This is a genomic window from Ramlibacter pinisoli, from assembly GCF_009758015.1.
Taxonomy (GTDB): Bacteria; Pseudomonadota; Gammaproteobacteria; order Burkholderiales; family Burkholderiaceae_C; genus Ramlibacter; species Ramlibacter pinisoli.
The window spans coordinates 33872-49993 of sequence record NZ_WSEL01000003.1; the positions used below are offsets into that span (position 1 = coordinate 33872).

Below are 16122 nucleotides of genomic sequence, written 5' to 3' on the forward strand. Positions count from 1 at the left end.
CATGACCGAAGACACGACCCTGCCCGCCGGCGGCCCGCCGCCCCGCCAGGTCCAGCGCTGGACCCGCATCGTCACCGCCACCCTGCTGGTGCTGCTGGCCCTCGGGGCCGCCCGCACCCTGGTCAGCCGCAACAGCAACGCCAAGGCGCTCGACAAGATCGCAGCCGACAGCTCGGTGCAATACGTGCGCACCACCACCGTCCGCGCCGCCGGCACCGGCCAGAACCTGTCGCTCCCCGGCACGCTGCAGGGCTTCGTGCAGGCGCCGGTGTCGGCGCGCGCCGGCGGCTACCTGCGTCGCTGGACCAAGGACATCGGCAGCCGCGTCGAGCAGGGCGACCTGCTGGCCGAGATCGAGACGCCCGAGCTCGACCAGCAGCTGTCGCAGGCCGTCGCCGCCCGCAACCAGGCCGCGGCCAGCCTGGAGCTGGCGCGCACCACGGTCGAACGCTGGGAGGCGCTGCGCCAGCGCGATGCGGTGTCGCAGCAGGAACTGGAAGAACGGCGCAGCGCCTTCACCCAGTCCAAGGCCAACCTGGCCGGTGCCGACGCCAACGTCGAGCGCCTCAAGCAGCTGGGCGGCTTCAAGCGCGTGGTGGCGCCCTTCGCCGGCGTCATCACCAAGCGCAACGTCGACATCGGCGACCTGATCGACAGCAACCGGCCCCTGTTCCTGCTGTCGCAGACCGACCCGCTGCGCGTGTACGTGAACGTGCCGCAGGCCTATGCGCACCTGGTCAAGCCGGGACAGAAGGCCACCGTGGTGCAGGCCGAGCTGCGTGGCCGCAACTTCACCGGCCAGGTGGCCCGCACTGCCGGCTCCATCGACACCGCCTCCCGCACCATGCAGGTCGAGGTGGCCATTCCGAACAAGGACGGCGCACTGCTGCCTGGCGCGTTCGTGCAGGTGCAGCTCGCGGCCGCCGCCAGCGGCACGCCCACCATCCCGGCCAATGCGCTGCTCATGCGCGGCCAGGGCGTGCTGGTGGCGCGCGTCGATGCCGTCGGCACGGTGCAGCTGGTGCCGGTGCGCCTGGGCCGCAACTTCGGCGACGCGGTGGAGGTGCTCGACGGGCTGTCCGGCAACGAGACGCTGGTGCTCAACCCGTCCGACTCGCTGGCGGCCGGCGACAAGGTGCAGGTCGTCGCGGACGCCAGGGCGTCCGTGGCGTCGGCGCCCAAGGCACCGTGAGCGGCCGGCGTCTCGTCGCGGCCGCCGTGCTGGCCGCGCTGGCCGGCTGCGCGGGCGCGCCGCCCTACCAGCAGCCGGTGGTCGACGTGCCCCCGGCGTGGAAGATCGAGGAGCCGTTCCGGGTCGCCAGGCCCGACGACGCCGCGGTGCGCGGGGCCTGGTGGAAGCTGTTCGGCGACCCCCGGCTCGATGCACTGCAGGAGCAGGCCCTGGCCGCCAGCCCCACGCTGGCCGCCGCCACCGCCCGCCTCGACCAGTCGCGCTCCACGGTCGACGTGGCCAACGCCGGCCTGATGCCGCAGGTGGTGGCGAGCGGGCGCGTCGCGCGCCAGCGCATCTCCGCCAACCGGCCGCTGACCAACTACAACGCGCCCAACTTCTCCACCGTCCAGGACGACTTCACCCTCAACTTCACGGCGGCCTGGGAGTTCGACCTGTTCGGCCGGCTGCGCAGCACGCAGGCCGCGGCCCGCGCCAGCTCCGAGCAGTCGGCGGCCGACCTGCAGAACGTGCGCCTGGCGCTCGGCGCCGACCTGGCTGCGGCGTACTTCAACCTGCGCGAGCTGGACATCGAGCTGGACGTGCTGGCCCAGTCCATCGCGCTGCAGCGGCGCTCGTTCGACCTGGCCAAGGCCCGCTACGACCTGGGTGCCACCAGCGGCCTGGACGTCGCGCAGCAGCAGTCGCTGCTCGATGCCACCCTGGTCCAGGTCGACCTGCTGCGCCGCCAGCGCGGCCAGTTCCAGAACGCCATCGCCACCCTCACCGGGCAGCCGGCCCCGCTGTTCGCCATCGCCCCGGAACTGGGGCCGAGGACGGCGCCGGCCATCCCGGTCGGCCTGCCCTCGGAAATCCTCCAGCGGCGGCCCGACGTCGCATCGGCTGAGCGCGCCGTGGCCGCCGCCAACGCGCAGATCGGCATCGCCCGCGCCGCCTACTACCCGAACATCGCCCTGCTGCCCACCCTGGGCTACGACAGCCGCCACTTCGAGGCCCTGTTCAACACGCCCAGCCTGCTGTGGTCGTTCGGCGTCTCGGCCTCGCAGGTGCTGTTCGACGGCGGCCGCGCCGATGCCACCGTGGCTTTCGCCCAGGCCGGCTACCAGGCCACCGTGGCCAACTACCGCCGCACCGTCCTCACCGCCATGCAGGAAGTGCAGGACGCCCTCGACGGCAGCGCCTCCCTCGATCGCGCGCTGGCCCAGGCTCGCCTGGCCGAGCAGAGCGCGCAGCGCGTGCTGCAACTGGCCACCGACCGATACCAGGGCGGCGCGGCCACCTACCTGGAGGTCATCACCGCGCAGCAATCGCTCCTGAACAGCCAGCGCCTGGCCGCGCAGCTGCTCGGGCAGCGGCTGCTGGTGACGGTGGCGCTGGTGAAGGCGGTCGGCGGGGAGTGGTGAGGGGGCGGCGGCCTTCGCCGTCCACTGGGACGTCGTGCCGCTGGCGACCCCGTCATGCCAGGCTCGCCCGAGAGTCGTCATGCCGGGCTCGACCCGGCATCCATCTCCTGAACGCGGATCGGGCATGAACGACGAACCGGAGATGGATTGCGGGTCAAGCCCGCAATGACGGGAGCAACGCTGGAGATCGATCGCGGGTCAAGCCCGCAATGACGGAGTGGGGGGTGACGGGCTCGGAAAATCGCCGCGCAGGCTCGACCCTGAACGTCGTCATGCCGGGCTCGACCCGGCATCCATCTCCCGAACGCGGATCGGTCACGAACCACGAACTTGGATGGATTGCGGGTCAAGCCCGCAATGACAGAGTGGGACAAGCCCGCAGTGAAAACGCGCGGTTCAAGCCCGCGAGGACGGGAGTCCCCGCAACGACGGGGCGCTACTTCTTCATCGACATGATCCCCATCATCAGGTCCGTGTTCAGCTTCGCCATGGTCTGCATCAGCGTCCACTGCTTGGTCAGGATCTCGGTGAACTGGGGGTTGGTGGGATTGGCCTGGCCGGTCATCGCCAGTTGCGCCGTGGACTGCGCGATGGCCTGCTGCTCGGTGACGATCTTCTTCACGGCGGCGTTGTATTCGTCGAGGGTCATGGCGATCTCCGGGGTGGGTCGGGCGGATTGCCCGCGGCCATCATAGGGACCACAGCCCAGCGCGTGCAATGGTCGGGCAGCTGGCTCAGCCGCACACGCGGGTGCCGAACTGTCCTATCGTGGGGCGCATGTCGTCCGTCCCGCCTGGATCGCCGGTGCGCCCCGAGCCGTCGGGTTCGCGGCCGGGCTGGCTCGTCCTGATCGCGCTGGCCGTCGTGGTCGTGCTCGCGCTGGCCTGGTGGTCGGCACGACCGCACGAGGAGGCCGTCACGGTGCTCGACCCGGCCAGGGTGCGCATCGTGCGCACGCCGGGCGGCATGCTGGAGGTTGCCACGCTGCAGAAGGTCGAGGAGTTCGGCTGGCAGGTCAGCCATACCTGCCCCCTGGTCGATTGCGGTGAGCTGCTGGGCAAGACCACCTCGCGTGTCAGGGTCACCGCGCATGTCACCTACCGCATCCCCCTGGCCGAGCAGTGGACCCTGCGGCTCGACGGTGACCACTACGAGCTGGTGGTGCCGCCGCTCGAGCCCAAGCTGCCGGTCGCGTTCGAGACCGCCGGCATGCAGGTGCAGACCGAACGCGGCGGCTGGTTCAGCCCGGCCGCGGGGCCGAACCGCGAGGCGGTGGTGCGCCAGCTCGGTCCCGAACTGGCGGTGCGGGCCCGGCGCGCCGAGATGAAGCGCCTGGCCGAGCCAGGCGCCGCCGCCACCGTGGCCGAGTTCGCCAGCCGCTGGATGGCCGAACAAATGGAGCCCGCTGCGCAGCGCCCGATCAGAGTACGCTTCGAGGGTGAACCGGTGCCGCCGTCGCCGGCCCAGTGACTTCGGTTTTCTCTGAGCTCGACGCAGGATTCTTCTGCTTTTTTCTTCGGCTTCCAGCCGCTACCTTGTACCGTTCGATCATCTCCCTGGAGACTCTTCCATGAAAAAAGCACTGGCCCTCTTCGCCGTCGCCCTGACAGTGGGCCTGTCGACGCTGTCCATCGACGCGGAAGCCGCCCGCCGGCTGGGCGGTGGAAAGTCCACCGGCATGCAGCGCCAGGCGACCCCGCCCCAGTCGGCGCCGGCCCAGACCCCGCCGGCGAACAACGCACAAGGCGCGCCGTCCCAGGCCGCACCGGCTGCCGGCGCCGCTGCGACGGCACCCGCGGCCGCGGCCCCGCGCCGCAGCTGGATGGGCCCGATCGCCGGCCTGGCCGCAGGCTTGGGCCTGGCCGCCCTCGCCTCGCACTTCGGGTTCGGCGAGGCGCTGGCCAACATGATGATGATCGGCCTGCTCGTCATGGGCGTGCTGCTGGTCATCGGCTTCGTGATGCGCAAGCGCGCGGCCCAGGGTGCCGCACTGGCCGGTGCCGGCGGCGGGGCCGGCCCGTTCCAGCGCCAGCAGCCCGCATCCATCCTGGAGCGCAACACGCAGGACGAGACCCCGCAAGGCGGCTCGCTGATCGGCTCGCGCCTCGGTGGCGGCATCGGCAACGCGGTCGCGGCGGGCCAGCCGGCCAGCATCCCGGCCGGTTTCGATGCGGTCGGCTTCGCGGCCAATGCCAAGGGCCAGTTCATGGCGCTGCAGGCCGCGAACGATGCAGGTGACCTCGCCAGCCTGCGCGAGTTCCTCACGCCCGAGATGTTCGCCCTCGTCCAGGCCGACATCGCCGAGCGCGGCCAGGCGCCGCAGCGCACCGAGGTGTACGGCCTCGACGCCCGCGTGCTGGCGGTGGCCGAGGAGGAGAGCCGCTACGTCGCCAGCGTGCGCTTCACCGGCAGCGTGCGCGACGAGCCCGGTTCGCCCACCGAGGACCTGGACGAGACCTGGCACCTGACCAAGCCGCGCGCCGGCCTGGGCGGCTGGGTGATCGCGGGGATCCAGCAGAACGCGGCCTGACGCGCCTCGTCCCCCACCGTGTGCCCTCCTCCCGGAGGGCACACTCGCTTGCATGGCCGCCCCGCTCAACTACCGCCACCTCTACTATTTCTGGGTCGTCGCCAAGGAAGGCGGCATGGCACGCGCCGCCGCCCGCCTCGACATGGCGGTGCAGACCGTCAGCGCGCAGGTGAAGTCGCTCGAGCAGTCCCTGGGCCACGCGCTGTTCAAGCCCGCCGGGCGGGGCATGGCGCTCACCGAGGCCGGCACCGTCGCCCTGGCCCACGCGGAACAGATCTTCCAGCTGGGCGAGCAGCTGCCCGATGCGGTGCGCGAGGCCGCCACCGGCCAGGGCCTGCGGCTGGCGGTGGGCATCTCCGATGCGCTGCCCAAGCTGGTGGTGCGCCACCTGCTGCAGCCCGCGCTCGACGAGCACGTGCGCCTGCTCTGCCACGAGGACGAATTCGACCGCCTGCTGGGCGACCTCGCCCTGCACCGGCTCGACGCCGTGCTGTCGGACCGGGCGGCGCCCCCCAATCCCAACCTGCGGCTGTACAGCCATGCCCTGGGCGAGGCGGTGCTGGACTGGTGGGCGCCGGTGGCCATGGCCCGGGCGGCCCGGCAGCCGTTCCCGGCCTCATTGGCCGACATGCCGCTGCTGTTGCCCACCGGGCAGTCGGCGGTGCGCACGCGCCTGGACCAGTGGTTCGAGCGCCAGAACCTGCGCCCGCGCGTGGCCGGCGAGTTCGAAGACAGCGCGCTGCTGGCGGCGTTCGGCCGCAGCGGCCTGGGCGCCTTCCCGGCGTCGAGCTGGTCGCGCGACGAGCTGTCCACGGACCGCGGCCTGCAGCGGCTGGGCGACACGCCCGAACTGGTCGAGCAGTTCTTCCTGATCTCGGCCGAGCGGCGCATCCAGCACCCGCTGGTGCAGCGCCTGCTGCCCGCACCGCAGAAACAGGTCGCACGCTGAGGCCGCCGAAAGCCGTCTGCCGCCGCGCGCACGACGACTGACGGTCCGGCCCGCCCGCGCATGCCGCGGGCTTCGATTTCCGGTGCGTTCGCGCACCTCGAGTGCCTCCCCCGGTGCCTAGATTGCGTTCGTCGAGACAGCAACGCCCGCCGCCCCGACGCCGTCATCAACCCTTCCGAAAGGCACCGCCATGAACTCGATCCGCTTCACAGTCGCCGCCGTCCTCGCCGCTGCCGCCGCCCTCGCGGTTGCCCTCGGCAGGCCCGCCCATGCCGGCACCACCATCCCCATCGAGGGTGGCGGCGCCACCGGCATCACCCTCGTCGACATGTCCGTCAACGGCGGCGGCGCCCCGCGCAGCCGCGCCGACGTTGCCGCCGAGGCCCGCGCCACCTGGCGCCAGATGAACTCGCGCAGCGGCCAACAGACCGATGCCGAAGAGCACCTGCACGTCCGCGCGACCAGCACGCGCAGCCGCGACGACGTGCGCCGCGAAGCCTTCGCCTTCTCGCGCCAGGCCCACCCGGACGTCTTCGAAGGCGGCCAGAGCGGAATGATGACGACGATGCACGCGCGCCTGCCGGCACGCAGCGCCCCCGCCCAGATGGCCGCCAGCACCGCCGACTGAGCCGGCGCGCCGGGCGCACGACGCGCCCGGTGCCGCCACCGCTAGGTCGGGTGGCGGATGCGCAGGCTGGACCGCGGCACGGCCCGGTAGGGTTCGCTGTCGCCGGCCTGCAGGAAGGTCTGTTCCAGGTCGCACAGGGCCGCCAGCAACGCTTGCAGTTCCGCGGCCTGCCCGGGCTCCAGCGGGGTCTCGGAAGGCAGGCTGCGGCTGCGGCGCCCTGGCTTGCTCAGCGGCGCCTTGGTCTTCGCGGCTTCGATCTGGTCGAGCAGCGGCACCGCATGCCGGTTCATCCGGGCCGCCACGCCGAAGTTGCGGATGCGCTCGCGCACCGAAACCAGCAGGCAGTTGAGCCGCACCCAGCGGTGCTCCTGCCAGCCGACGGACTGGAACTTCTCGATGAACGCCCGCGCCGCCGGCGTGCCGTAGGTCGTGCCCAGCCGGCGGATCCGGTCGGGTGGCATGCGGATGTTGACGCCGCCCTCGCCCTCGGTCAGGTACAGCCGCACCACGCGGTCGCGCACGCCGGGCATGCGCATCATGGTGCTGTCGTTCCAGCGCCAGGTCGTGCGCCACAGGCTGCCGAGGAAGCCGGCCAGTTGCCAGGGCCGGGTCTCGGGCCCATGGTCCCAGGTGTCGGCACGGCCGCTGGTGTGGAAGGCCGGCAGCCGCACGGCCTCCCGGTTGTTCTCGTCGCGCGTCTCGAGCGAGATGCCGAAGGTCGGCCACATCGGCAGGAAGCTGTCGAACAGGTGGATGGGGAAGTTCGAGCACAGCCCGCCGTCGGACATCCAGCAGCGGCCCATGCGCCGGGCGCCGTGCTCCACGGCGTACAGCGGCACGGCCGAGATCAGCAGGGGGAAGCTCATCGCCAGGCGGGCCGCCACCACGATCGGCAGGTCGGCCACCGGCAGTTCGAGGAAGCCGGGACGCACCGTGTCGGCCGGCGGGTCGGCCTCGCTGCGCGCCGCGTAGGGGTTGGACAGCGCCGCCAGGTACTGCACCAGCCCGCGTGGGAAGTAGTTCTCCAGTTCCTCGACGCGGAAGAACAGCCGGCCCATGTCCTCGGTCTCGTCGAGCGGAAACCGGTACGGCCGCCCATGCGCCAGGTTGCTGGCATAGACCTCCAGGTTGATCGAGCGCGCCCCGGTGCCGTGCACCTCGAAGCCGAGCGCCTTGTCGGCGGCGCCCGGTGCATCCCAGAGATCGCGGAAGGTCAGCGGCTTGTCGTGCAGGCCGCGCCCGGCCACCGCCTGGATGGCGTAGTGCAGGAAGGCGGCCAGGTCGGGCGAGTCGACCGGCGCCTCGGGGTCCCAGCCGCGGCAGAGGCCAAAGCCGTTGCGCACCAGGCCGCGGTGCACGTCCCAGCAGATCCCGGCGACCAGCGCGGCGAACGCGCCCGTGCCCAGCGCCAGCAACGCGGCGGCGGTCCAGGAGACCAGCGGCCACAGGCAAGGCGCCGCGGCCGGGCCCGACCAGCACTGCAGCGCCGTCTGGATGGGCCCGGCCAGCACGATGGCGGCCAGCACGATCGTGAGGCCGGCGACCAGACGGCGGTACTGCCACAGCGCCGCGGCCAGCCCATGCACGACCTGCGACACCGGCCCGCTGCGCTCCAGCGTGGCGAGGAAGATGCCGAACAGCCGGCGCGTGGAATGCTGCGGCACGAACACCCGCTCGAGCCGCGTGCGGCCGTCCTCCTCGCGGGCCAGCTCCTGCGGCAGTTTCGCCAGCCGGTCGAAGCCGTCGCCCGAGCCGTGCCGGCGCCGGTATTCCGCCGCCGCCGCCAGCGCCGCGGCGAAAGCGCCGATGGAGCTGCCGCCGATGCTGCGGAAGCGGTAGTGGCGCGCCAGTTCGACCACCGCCGATGCGTAGATGACGCCGCTGGTGATGCCGCCCTCCATCACGAGGTCGCAGAAGCGGTCGTTCGGTGCGTCGATCGGCTCGGGCCCGGGCCCTGCATCCGGCACGGTCGACGGCTGGTGCGCCGGGCGGGCCGCGTGGGCGTGCGTCGGATTCCGCAGGGTCGCGCCGGCGGCGAGGGTCTCCAGCGCCCGTCGGCTGGGGAACAGCGCATACAGGGTGCCGCGCGTGCGCACGAAAGCCTCGAAGCCGTCCAGCGCGATCTGCCGGCCGCCGGGCAGCGGGATGAGGAACTGCGCCTGCGGCTCGTCGTGGCGGCCCACCAGCGGGTCCTTGGCCCGGCCGCGGTTGGGCGGGCCCATGGGGTTCTTCTCCAGCCACTCGGACACCAGGTGCTCGAACTGGTCGTCGATGCGGGCACAGAAGAACAGGCCGAACAGGCCGACCTCGTCGTCGCCCACCGCACCGTACGGGATGCCGCGCCGGAACAGCGTGCGGTCGCGCTGGGGCATCAGCGGATCGGTGCGCGGATTGGCGCGCCGCATGTGGGCGCCGAACGGGCAGCCCAGCCCCTCGCGGTCCTGCTCGAAGTCGACCTGCGCGAGGCGCGCGGCGTCCGGCGCGGGCGGCTCCTCGGTCTCCCCGGGCAGCACCGGCGCGCCATTGGGCCAGCGCCCGACCATCTTGGCCTTCAGCCAAGTCGGCGTGACGAATGCGTGGCCGGCCGCCCGCAGCTCGGCGGCCTTCCCGTCCAGGTAGCGCTGCAGCCGGCACTCGTGCTGCTCGAGCTTGCGCAGGACGCCGAAGCTGCCATGGCGCAGGAAATGCGCCACGTCGTCCGGCGTCTTCCCGGCGGTCCACAGGTCGGCGCCGTCGTTGTTTGGATAGCCGAGCAGCAGCTCGCCCGGCCGGGGCCGGAACGCCTGCCCGTCCGGCCCGGGGCGGCCCAGCAGGCGCTGGCGGTCGAGGATGCTGGGCCGCGTGATGCCGTCGCGCAGGCCGAAGTGCACGCGGGTGGCCCGGGGATCCTGGTCGTCGCGCAGCTGCTGGCCGTCGGGCAGGGCCGCAGCCGGCTCCCAGCCCGCGAGCCCGTCGGCGCCGCGCAGCTGTCGCAGCCGGCGCACCGCTTCGTCGAGCGTGGCGGCGTCGTTGCCGTGGATGGCGATCCAGGCATGTGCCCGGTCGTGGTGGAACACCGCATCCCAGCGCTCGGCCGCGCTCTCGCCGGCATCGCCCAGGTGGCGCGCCGCGCGCACGTCGGCGCCCTCGGCGAACGCCGGCGACTTGTCCCTGAACGCGACCAGCACCGACGCCGGCGCGCCGAGCGCGCGCAGGCCCTGGTGGGTGAAGCCGATGTTGATGCCGCAGTCGAGGCCGCGGGCCGTGCCCCGGGCGCCGAACGCGAGCAGCTGCGCATCGAGCAGGTTGGCGAGGAACTTCCGCGCACGGGCGGCATCGGTCACGGCCAGCAGCAGCGTGCGCATGCGGGGCGCGTTGTAGCCCGTCAGCGCCAGGCGCTGCACCTCCTTCTCCAGGAGCGCGTCGACGGCGTCGTGCGTCATGGGGTGTCCAGGCCTTCGCGCAGGATGCTGGCCACGCCGACCCGCGGGTAGGCGCTGTAGAAGTAGCCGCCCACCGGCTCGCGGTTGTACTTGCGGATGACGTCGACGAACTCCTTGGGGTGCAGCCGGATCGGCGTGGGCGGCGCATCCTCGAGGTAGCGGAACTGCTCGTCGAACAGCGGCACCTTGAGCGCGAAGTGCTCGACGTAGGCATCGAAGTCGCCGTCGTACACCGTGTACATGGCCAGGTGGGTCTCGTTCTCGACCAGCCCGAACCAGGCGAAGTGCACGTTCTGCGCGTCCTGCAGTGCGCGTTCCACCACGGGGGCGCCGGCGCGGGTCAGGACCTTGAGCTTCTGCGCGTTCTCGCGCACCGGCGCCTTGATGGGCAGGACGACGAACAGGGGTTGCTGGTTGAGCAGGCGGTCGCGCTGGAATCGCAGTGGGAAGCTCTCGCAGATCGCGCCCCAGCGCTTGACCAGCGGACGCGGCAGGTGCGTGGCCGGGTCGATGTCCAGCGCCAGGCCCGGCAAGGCGAGCACCTGGCGCAGCGTGGCATGCACCAGGGGCAGCGCCAGGTGGCGGCCGACGCAGTTGTGCGGCAGGCGCGGGTCGTCGACGGCGCCGCCGAACAGCGCGTCCAGGTTGGCCGGCGGCTGCGCGCCGATCGCCAACAGCAGGTGCGCACCGGCCGGAACCAGGAGGTCGGGGCCGCGCCCCGGGTGGCGCAACTGCAGGGGCTTGACCGCCGTGCGGGCCAGGAACGGGGCCGGCGGCCGGCGTCGCAGGGCATCGTCGACCATCTGCTCCAGCGTCCCGACGTCGCCGTGCCGCGCCGCATGCGTCGCTTGGTCGATGAGCCTCGCGTCCGATGCGTCGGTCGCATGGAAGAAGTGGTCGACGGTGTTCGCGATGGCCGCCGTGACGTTGCCGACGGTGCCGGCCATCAGCCCGAGCGCCACGGTGCGGGTGTCGCCCGCGTCCTCCCCCAGCGCACCGGCCAGCCGGGCGCTGCAGGTGCCCTCGTGGTCGATCACGCCCTCGTCCCACCACTCCTGCGGATCCTCCACGCCGATGGCCCGGTCCACGTGTTCTTCCAGCCGGGCCTTGAGGTCCAGCGCGGCGTCCGACCCGGAGGGCGGCAGGCCGTCGTCCGGCACGAAGTGGCGCCCGATGATCTGGAAGGTGAGCCGCGTGTAGGTGGCCCGCAGCGCCCGCTCCAGCAGGACATGCGACTTCGCCGGCAGGCCGAACACCACCGCGACCAGCCGCAGGGCCGCCTGCTCGGCCACGTCGGTCACCAGGTCGAACTGGTGGTGCTTGCGCGGCAGCACCAGGGCCCGGTCGATGGCCGCCGTGACGCAGGCTTCGATGGTGGCGGGATCGAGATCCAGGGCGTCGAGGGCGGCCCGGCGCTGCCGGGCGTGCGGGCAGTCCGGCCGCCCGTCCAGGTCGTCCTGGCCCAGCATGAAGCGCCCGCCGCTGTCCAGGGCCGCGTAGGGCGCGACGCTGCCGGCTGCCAGCGCCGCCTCGACGTGTTCGCGTGCCGTCAGCAGGTACACGTCCTCGCTCGGCCAATGCGCGGTCCCCCCGGTGCGCAGCACGCTCTTGAAAACCAGCGGCGGAAAGCCCTCGACCGCCAGCTCGCGGTACAGCAGCGCGCGCTTGCGGTCGTTGCGCAGGGTCTCGAACAGCTTGCGGTTCTGCCGCAGGGGGTCGGCCTGCATCCGGATGCTGGCCAGCCTGGAGTGTTCCATCGCTCCCTCCCGTGCGGCCCGGCCGGCCGCGTTGTGTGAGACGACTTACGCAGGCGCGCGCAGCGCCGCCAGGCGGGCCATCGCCCAGTCGACGTCGCGCGTGCCGATTCCCCCTTCGACCGCCTGGCGGGCCGGTGCCAGGATGGCCAGTGCTTCCTCGGGCCTCCCCTGCCCTTCCCGCAGGTCGGCCAGGTCCAGTGCCGCCCGCAGCGCCAGCGAGGCAAGCCGGCGCGCCTGGGCACAGGCCTGCGCCTGCAGCAGCCACCTCTCGGCTTCGCCGGCGCGGTCCAGCCCGGCCCGCAGCGCGCTCTGCAAGGTCAGCCGCCCGGTGAGCCGGCGGATCTCGGCCTCGTAGTAGCGCTCGCCGGTGCGCTCGACGATCGCCAGCGCCTGCTCCAGCAGGGCGAGGCCGGCCTCCGGCCGCTGGTCGAGCGCGTGGCCCTCGGCGCGCATGGTCAGGTAGAACGGCGTGGTCACCACGGCGCCCGAATCGGACCAGGCCTCGAAGCCTTGCCGCATCTCCTCGACACCCGCCGCCACGTCGCCCAGGTCGGCGGCAATGCGGCCGCGCATCACGCGCGCGTGGGCCAGCCAGACCGCGAAACCGTTCTCCTCGCAGACCCGGATGGCGCGCTCGGCCGCGTCCAGCGCGGCGCGGTTCTCGCCGCGGAAGTGCAGCACCGCGGCACGGAAGCCGTCCGCCACGCCGATGCTGAAGCGGTGCCCGATCTCCTGCGCATGCGCCGACACGGCCAGCACGCGGCGCCTGGCCTCGTCGGGACGGCCCAGCTGCCAGAGGGACCAGGCCGAGTAGCACAGGCACATGACGCCGGGGTCCTGCACCGCCTCGGGCCGGTGCTCCAGGCGCAGGTAGTCGGCATGGCAGGCGTCCATCTCCTGCACCGCCTCCAGCATCTGGCCCTGGTGCATCCGGATGTTGGCCAGGGCCCACCGGGACTGCACGCGCTGGATGGGGCCGCCGCTGCCGCTGCCGGCCCGGGCCGCGGCGTCCAGCACGTAGGAGCGTGCCTTGGCGAAGTCGGCGCGCATGAAATGGAAGCCCTCCAGGCCCAGCAGCACGCGCATGGCGGCGCTCTCGTCGCCGAGCAGACGCGCCAGTTCCATCGCCCGGGCATAGGCGCGCTCGACCCGTTCGGAGCCGTAGCCGCGGGTGGCGATCAGGCGCGCAGCCAGCAGCAGTTGCAGGCGCAGTTCGAGCCGTGCGCGGTCCTCGCCGGCCGGCATGCGTGCCAGCACGGCGAGGGCGCGGTCCGCATGGGCGATGGCCTCGGCATGGGCGGAGCGCGACGCGGCCCGGCGCACCGCCGCCTCCCAGAACCGCAGCGCCTCGGCGTCCAGGCCGGCTTCGGTGTAGTGGTCGGCCAGCAGTTCGGGCTGGCGCTCGGCGAGGTCGGCAAAACGCTCGCGGATCACGCCGGCGATGACCTGGTGCAGGCGCAGCCGGTCGCGCTCGAGCAGCGAGCCGTAGGCGGCATCGCGCATCAGCGCATGGCGGAACGCGTAGCGCGGACCGTCGCCGTCGCGGCGGGCCAGCAGCATGCCGGCACGCACGAGCTCTGCCAGCGCCGCCGCCGGGGCCGCCACGGCGATGGGAGAGCCGGGGTGCTGCAGCACGGCCTCGAGCAGCGCGAGCGGGAACTCGCGCCCGATCGTGCCGCCCACCTGCGCCACCTGCTTGGACGCACCCAACCGGTCGAGGCGGGCCGTCAGCAGGTCCAGCACCGTGGCGGGCACGGCCCGGGCACCGGTCGGCGGAACGTCCCCGCTCGCCTCGGTCTCGAGCGCCATGCGCGTGGACTCCTCGATGAACAGCGGCACCCCGTCGGCGCGCTCGGCGATCAGCTGCACCACCTCGCCGGGCAGCCGGCGGCCGCCGCTCGCGCCCCGCACCATGGCCCGCGCCAGCTCGGGCGCAAGGCCCTGCAACTCGGTCTCGTAGGCCGGAAACCGCGGGCGCCAGCGCAGCTCGGCGTCCGGCCGGGCCGTGACGACGATCAGCAGCGGCAGGGCGCGCGTGACCGCCGCCAGCCGGTCGAGGAATTCGGCGGAGGAGGGATCGAGCCAGTGCGTGTCCTCGACGATGAGGCAGGCCGGCGCATGCTGCGCGCGCTGCCGGGCCAGCCCCACCAGCAGGTCCAGCGTGAGTTCGCGCCGGCGCTGCGCCGGCTGCTCCAGGATGGGATGCGGCGTGGGCAGCGGCAGCGCCAGCAGGTCGGCGAGAAGCGCCAGCGCGCCCTCCCCGGCCGTGTCGACGCGCGACACCACGGTGCGCAGGCGCGCCAGGCCGGCCTCGGGCAGCTCGTTGCCGCCCAGGCGCAGCTGGTGGCGCAGCGAGCCGATCAGCGGCTGGAAGGCGCTGTTGGCGTGCTCGGGCGCACAGCGGCACTCGAACACCTGGCCGTCGTCGGCCAGGGCCTGCTTGAACTCGCGCAGCAGCCGCGACTTGCCGATGCCCGCTTCGCCCAGGATGCGCACGATGCGCAGCGAGCCGGCCTTGACCACCGCCCAGTGCGCCTGCAGGGTCTGCAGCTCGTCGCGGCGGCCGACGAAGGGCGTGATCGACGGCTGACCGGCCGCGGCCGGGAGCGGCGTGGCTGCGGCCGGCGCCGCGCCGAGCAGCCGGTGGCAGGCTTGCGGCCCGTCGAAGCCCTTGAGCCCGATGGCGTCGTCCAGCGCCTCGAAGCGGAAGCGGTCCCGGACGATGCGCCGCGTCGACTCGCCCACCACGACGGTGGCCGGCGCCGCGAGCGCCTGCAGGCGGGCCGCCAGGTGGATGGCCGAGCCCACCGGCTGGCCGTCGCGCACCACCACCTGCCCCGTGCACACGCCGATGCGCACGCCCAGCCCGAGCGCCTGCATGGCATCGACCAGTTCCAGGGCGGCTTGCAGGGCCTGCGCCGCTGCGTCCTCCCGCGCCACCGGGGTGCCGAAGTAGCACATGGCGCCATCGTCACCCTGGAAGTCGTCGGGCGTGCCGCCGTGCCGGCGCACGATGTCGACGCAGGCCTGGTGGTAGCGCGACAGCAGGTCGCTATAGGTCTCGGCGCCCAGTTCGCCCAGCAGGCGCGTCGAGCCGGCCAGGTCGATCGACAGGATGGTCACCTGGCGCAGGTTGTCCTCGACCGAGGCACGGCGGTCGCACAGGACCACGGCGCCGTCGCCGTACAGCTCGGCCCGCAGGGCCGCCAGCGCGGTGGGCCCTGCCGTGCGCCGGAACGCGCCGCGCGACGACCGCAGGGCTTCGGCGAGCGGCGCGCCGCGGGCCAGCGCGGCATACAGGGGCAGCAGGAAATCAGCGGCCTGCCCGGCGCCGGCCGGCTCGCAGGACAGGAGGTTCAGTCCGTGCCGGCAGGCATCGAGCGCCACCGCGCGGTTCGGCGGCTGCGCCGAATCCGTGCCGGGGACCGTGTTCTGCGACAGCAGCAACGGCGGCGGTGACGCCAGCCGGCCGATCGAGCCGATGTCCAGCGGTTCGCCCTCCCACCACCAGAGCACGGAGTCGTCCGGCGCCGGCCGGCCGTCGACCGGGCCGGCGAAATGGACGATGTCGTTGGCGCCGATCAGCCGCAGCAGGTCGTCACGCGGCAGGTCGTTCGAGGAGACGACGCTGACCGCGACGCCGGCCATGCTGCGCAGCCCGGCATTGAGGCGCGACGCGGTCGCAGCAGCCGCACCGCCGCCGGCGACCAGCAGCACTTTCAGGGTGCCGCGCGTGGGGGCCGGTGGCGCCGCCCGCGCGGCCTCCATGCCGGCCACGATGCGGCGCGCCAGGCGGAACTTCTCGCCGAGGAAGTCCTGGCCGTCCCAGGCCAGCTCCCAGGGCACCCAGGCCAGCGACCGGTCGAGCTGCAGCGTCAGTGCGCCGGGCGCTGCCTCGCGCAGGAAGGTGGCGATGCCGGGCGGGATGAGCCGGTCCAGCAGCTGGCGGCCGAACGCCCGCAGGTCGCTGCTGGCATCCGCGGTGGAAGGCGCTTCGGTGTCCAGCCACCGCCCCGACTGCACCTGCAGGTCGAGCAGGATGGCTTCGGCGGTGTCGATGGTCTCCAGCCTGGCCAGCGGACCGAGGTCGGTCAGCACGGCCGCCAACCCGCCGCGTTGGGGCAGCACGGTCAGGTGCAGTGGCGGGCCTTCAGTCGGCGGGGACATGGTCGTCCGTCGATCGTGGTGGGACCATCGCGCGGGAAGTCATGTCGTTGGCGTCCTCGGACGTCCGCATGATC

Annotated in this window: 10 protein-coding genes; 6 read left to right on the top strand and 4 right to left on the bottom strand. The window is 73.0% G+C overall.

Annotated features, from left to right (window positions below; genetic code table 11):
• Position 1: 1 nt before the first annotated feature.
• Positions 2-1192, top strand: coding sequence for an efflux RND transporter periplasmic adaptor subunit (locus GON04_RS01355; protein ID WP_157396221.1), 1191 nt, complete (start codon positions 2-4; stop codon positions 1190-1192).
• Complete coding sequence (locus tag GON04_RS01360; protein ID WP_181653826.1) at positions 1189-2595, top strand: efflux transporter outer membrane subunit; 1407 nt, start codon at positions 1189-1191, stop codon at positions 2593-2595. The genes GON04_RS01355 and GON04_RS01360 overlap by 4 nt, the downstream gene beginning before the upstream one ends.
• 436 nt (positions 2596-3031) lie before the next feature.
• Here the strand turns inward: GON04_RS01360 and GON04_RS01365 are convergent, their stop codons facing one another.
• Complete coding sequence (locus GON04_RS01365) at positions 3032-3244, bottom strand: hypothetical protein (RefSeq protein ID WP_157396222.1); 213 nt, start codon at positions 3242-3244, stop codon at positions 3032-3034.
• Between the two features lie 128 nt (positions 3245-3372).
• Between GON04_RS01365 and GON04_RS01370 the strand changes: the two genes are divergently transcribed.
• The 4 genes from GON04_RS01370 (at position 3373) to GON04_RS01385 (ending at position 6702) form a co-directional block, all read left to right on the top strand.
• Positions 3373-4065: a hypothetical protein gene (locus GON04_RS01370; RefSeq protein ID WP_157396223.1), complete on the top strand. Its 693-nt coding sequence runs from the start codon at positions 3373-3375 to the stop codon at positions 4063-4065.
• A 100-nt stretch (positions 4066-4165) separates the two neighbouring features.
• Positions 4166-5125 (top strand): Tim44 domain-containing protein, encoded by a 960-nt coding sequence (locus GON04_RS01375; RefSeq protein ID WP_157396224.1) that lies wholly within the window; start codon positions 4166-4168, stop codon positions 5123-5125.
• A gap of 52 nt (positions 5126-5177) precedes the next feature.
• Entirely contained in the window at positions 5178-6074 is an 897-nt protein-coding gene (locus GON04_RS01380; protein ID WP_157396225.1) for a LysR family transcriptional regulator, read from the top strand.
• Between the two features lie 190 nt (positions 6075-6264).
• Positions 6265-6702, top strand: coding sequence for a hypothetical protein (locus GON04_RS01385; protein ID WP_157396226.1), 438 nt, complete (start codon positions 6265-6267; stop codon positions 6700-6702).
• Positions 6703-6743: 41 nt separating this feature from the next.
• Here the strand turns inward: GON04_RS01385 and GON04_RS01390 are convergent, their stop codons facing one another.
• Genes GON04_RS01390 through GON04_RS01400 form a run of 3 tightly spaced genes read right to left on the bottom strand, consistent with a single transcriptional unit; the run spans position 6744 to position 16048 of the window.
• Positions 6744-10124, bottom strand: a complete 3381-nt coding sequence (locus GON04_RS01390; RefSeq protein WP_157396227.1) for a patatin-like phospholipase family protein — start codon at positions 10122-10124, stop codon at positions 6744-6746.
• Positions 10121-11881 (bottom strand): cytochrome P450 family protein, encoded by a 1761-nt coding sequence (locus tag GON04_RS01395; protein WP_157396228.1) that lies wholly within the window; start codon positions 11879-11881, stop codon positions 10121-10123. The genes GON04_RS01390 and GON04_RS01395 overlap by 4 nt, the downstream gene beginning before the upstream one ends.
• A gap of 45 nt (positions 11882-11926) precedes the next feature.
• Positions 11927-16048, bottom strand: a complete 4122-nt coding sequence (locus GON04_RS01400; RefSeq protein ID WP_157396229.1) for an AAA family ATPase — start codon at positions 16046-16048, stop codon at positions 11927-11929.
• Positions 16049-16122: the final 74 nt, after the last annotated feature.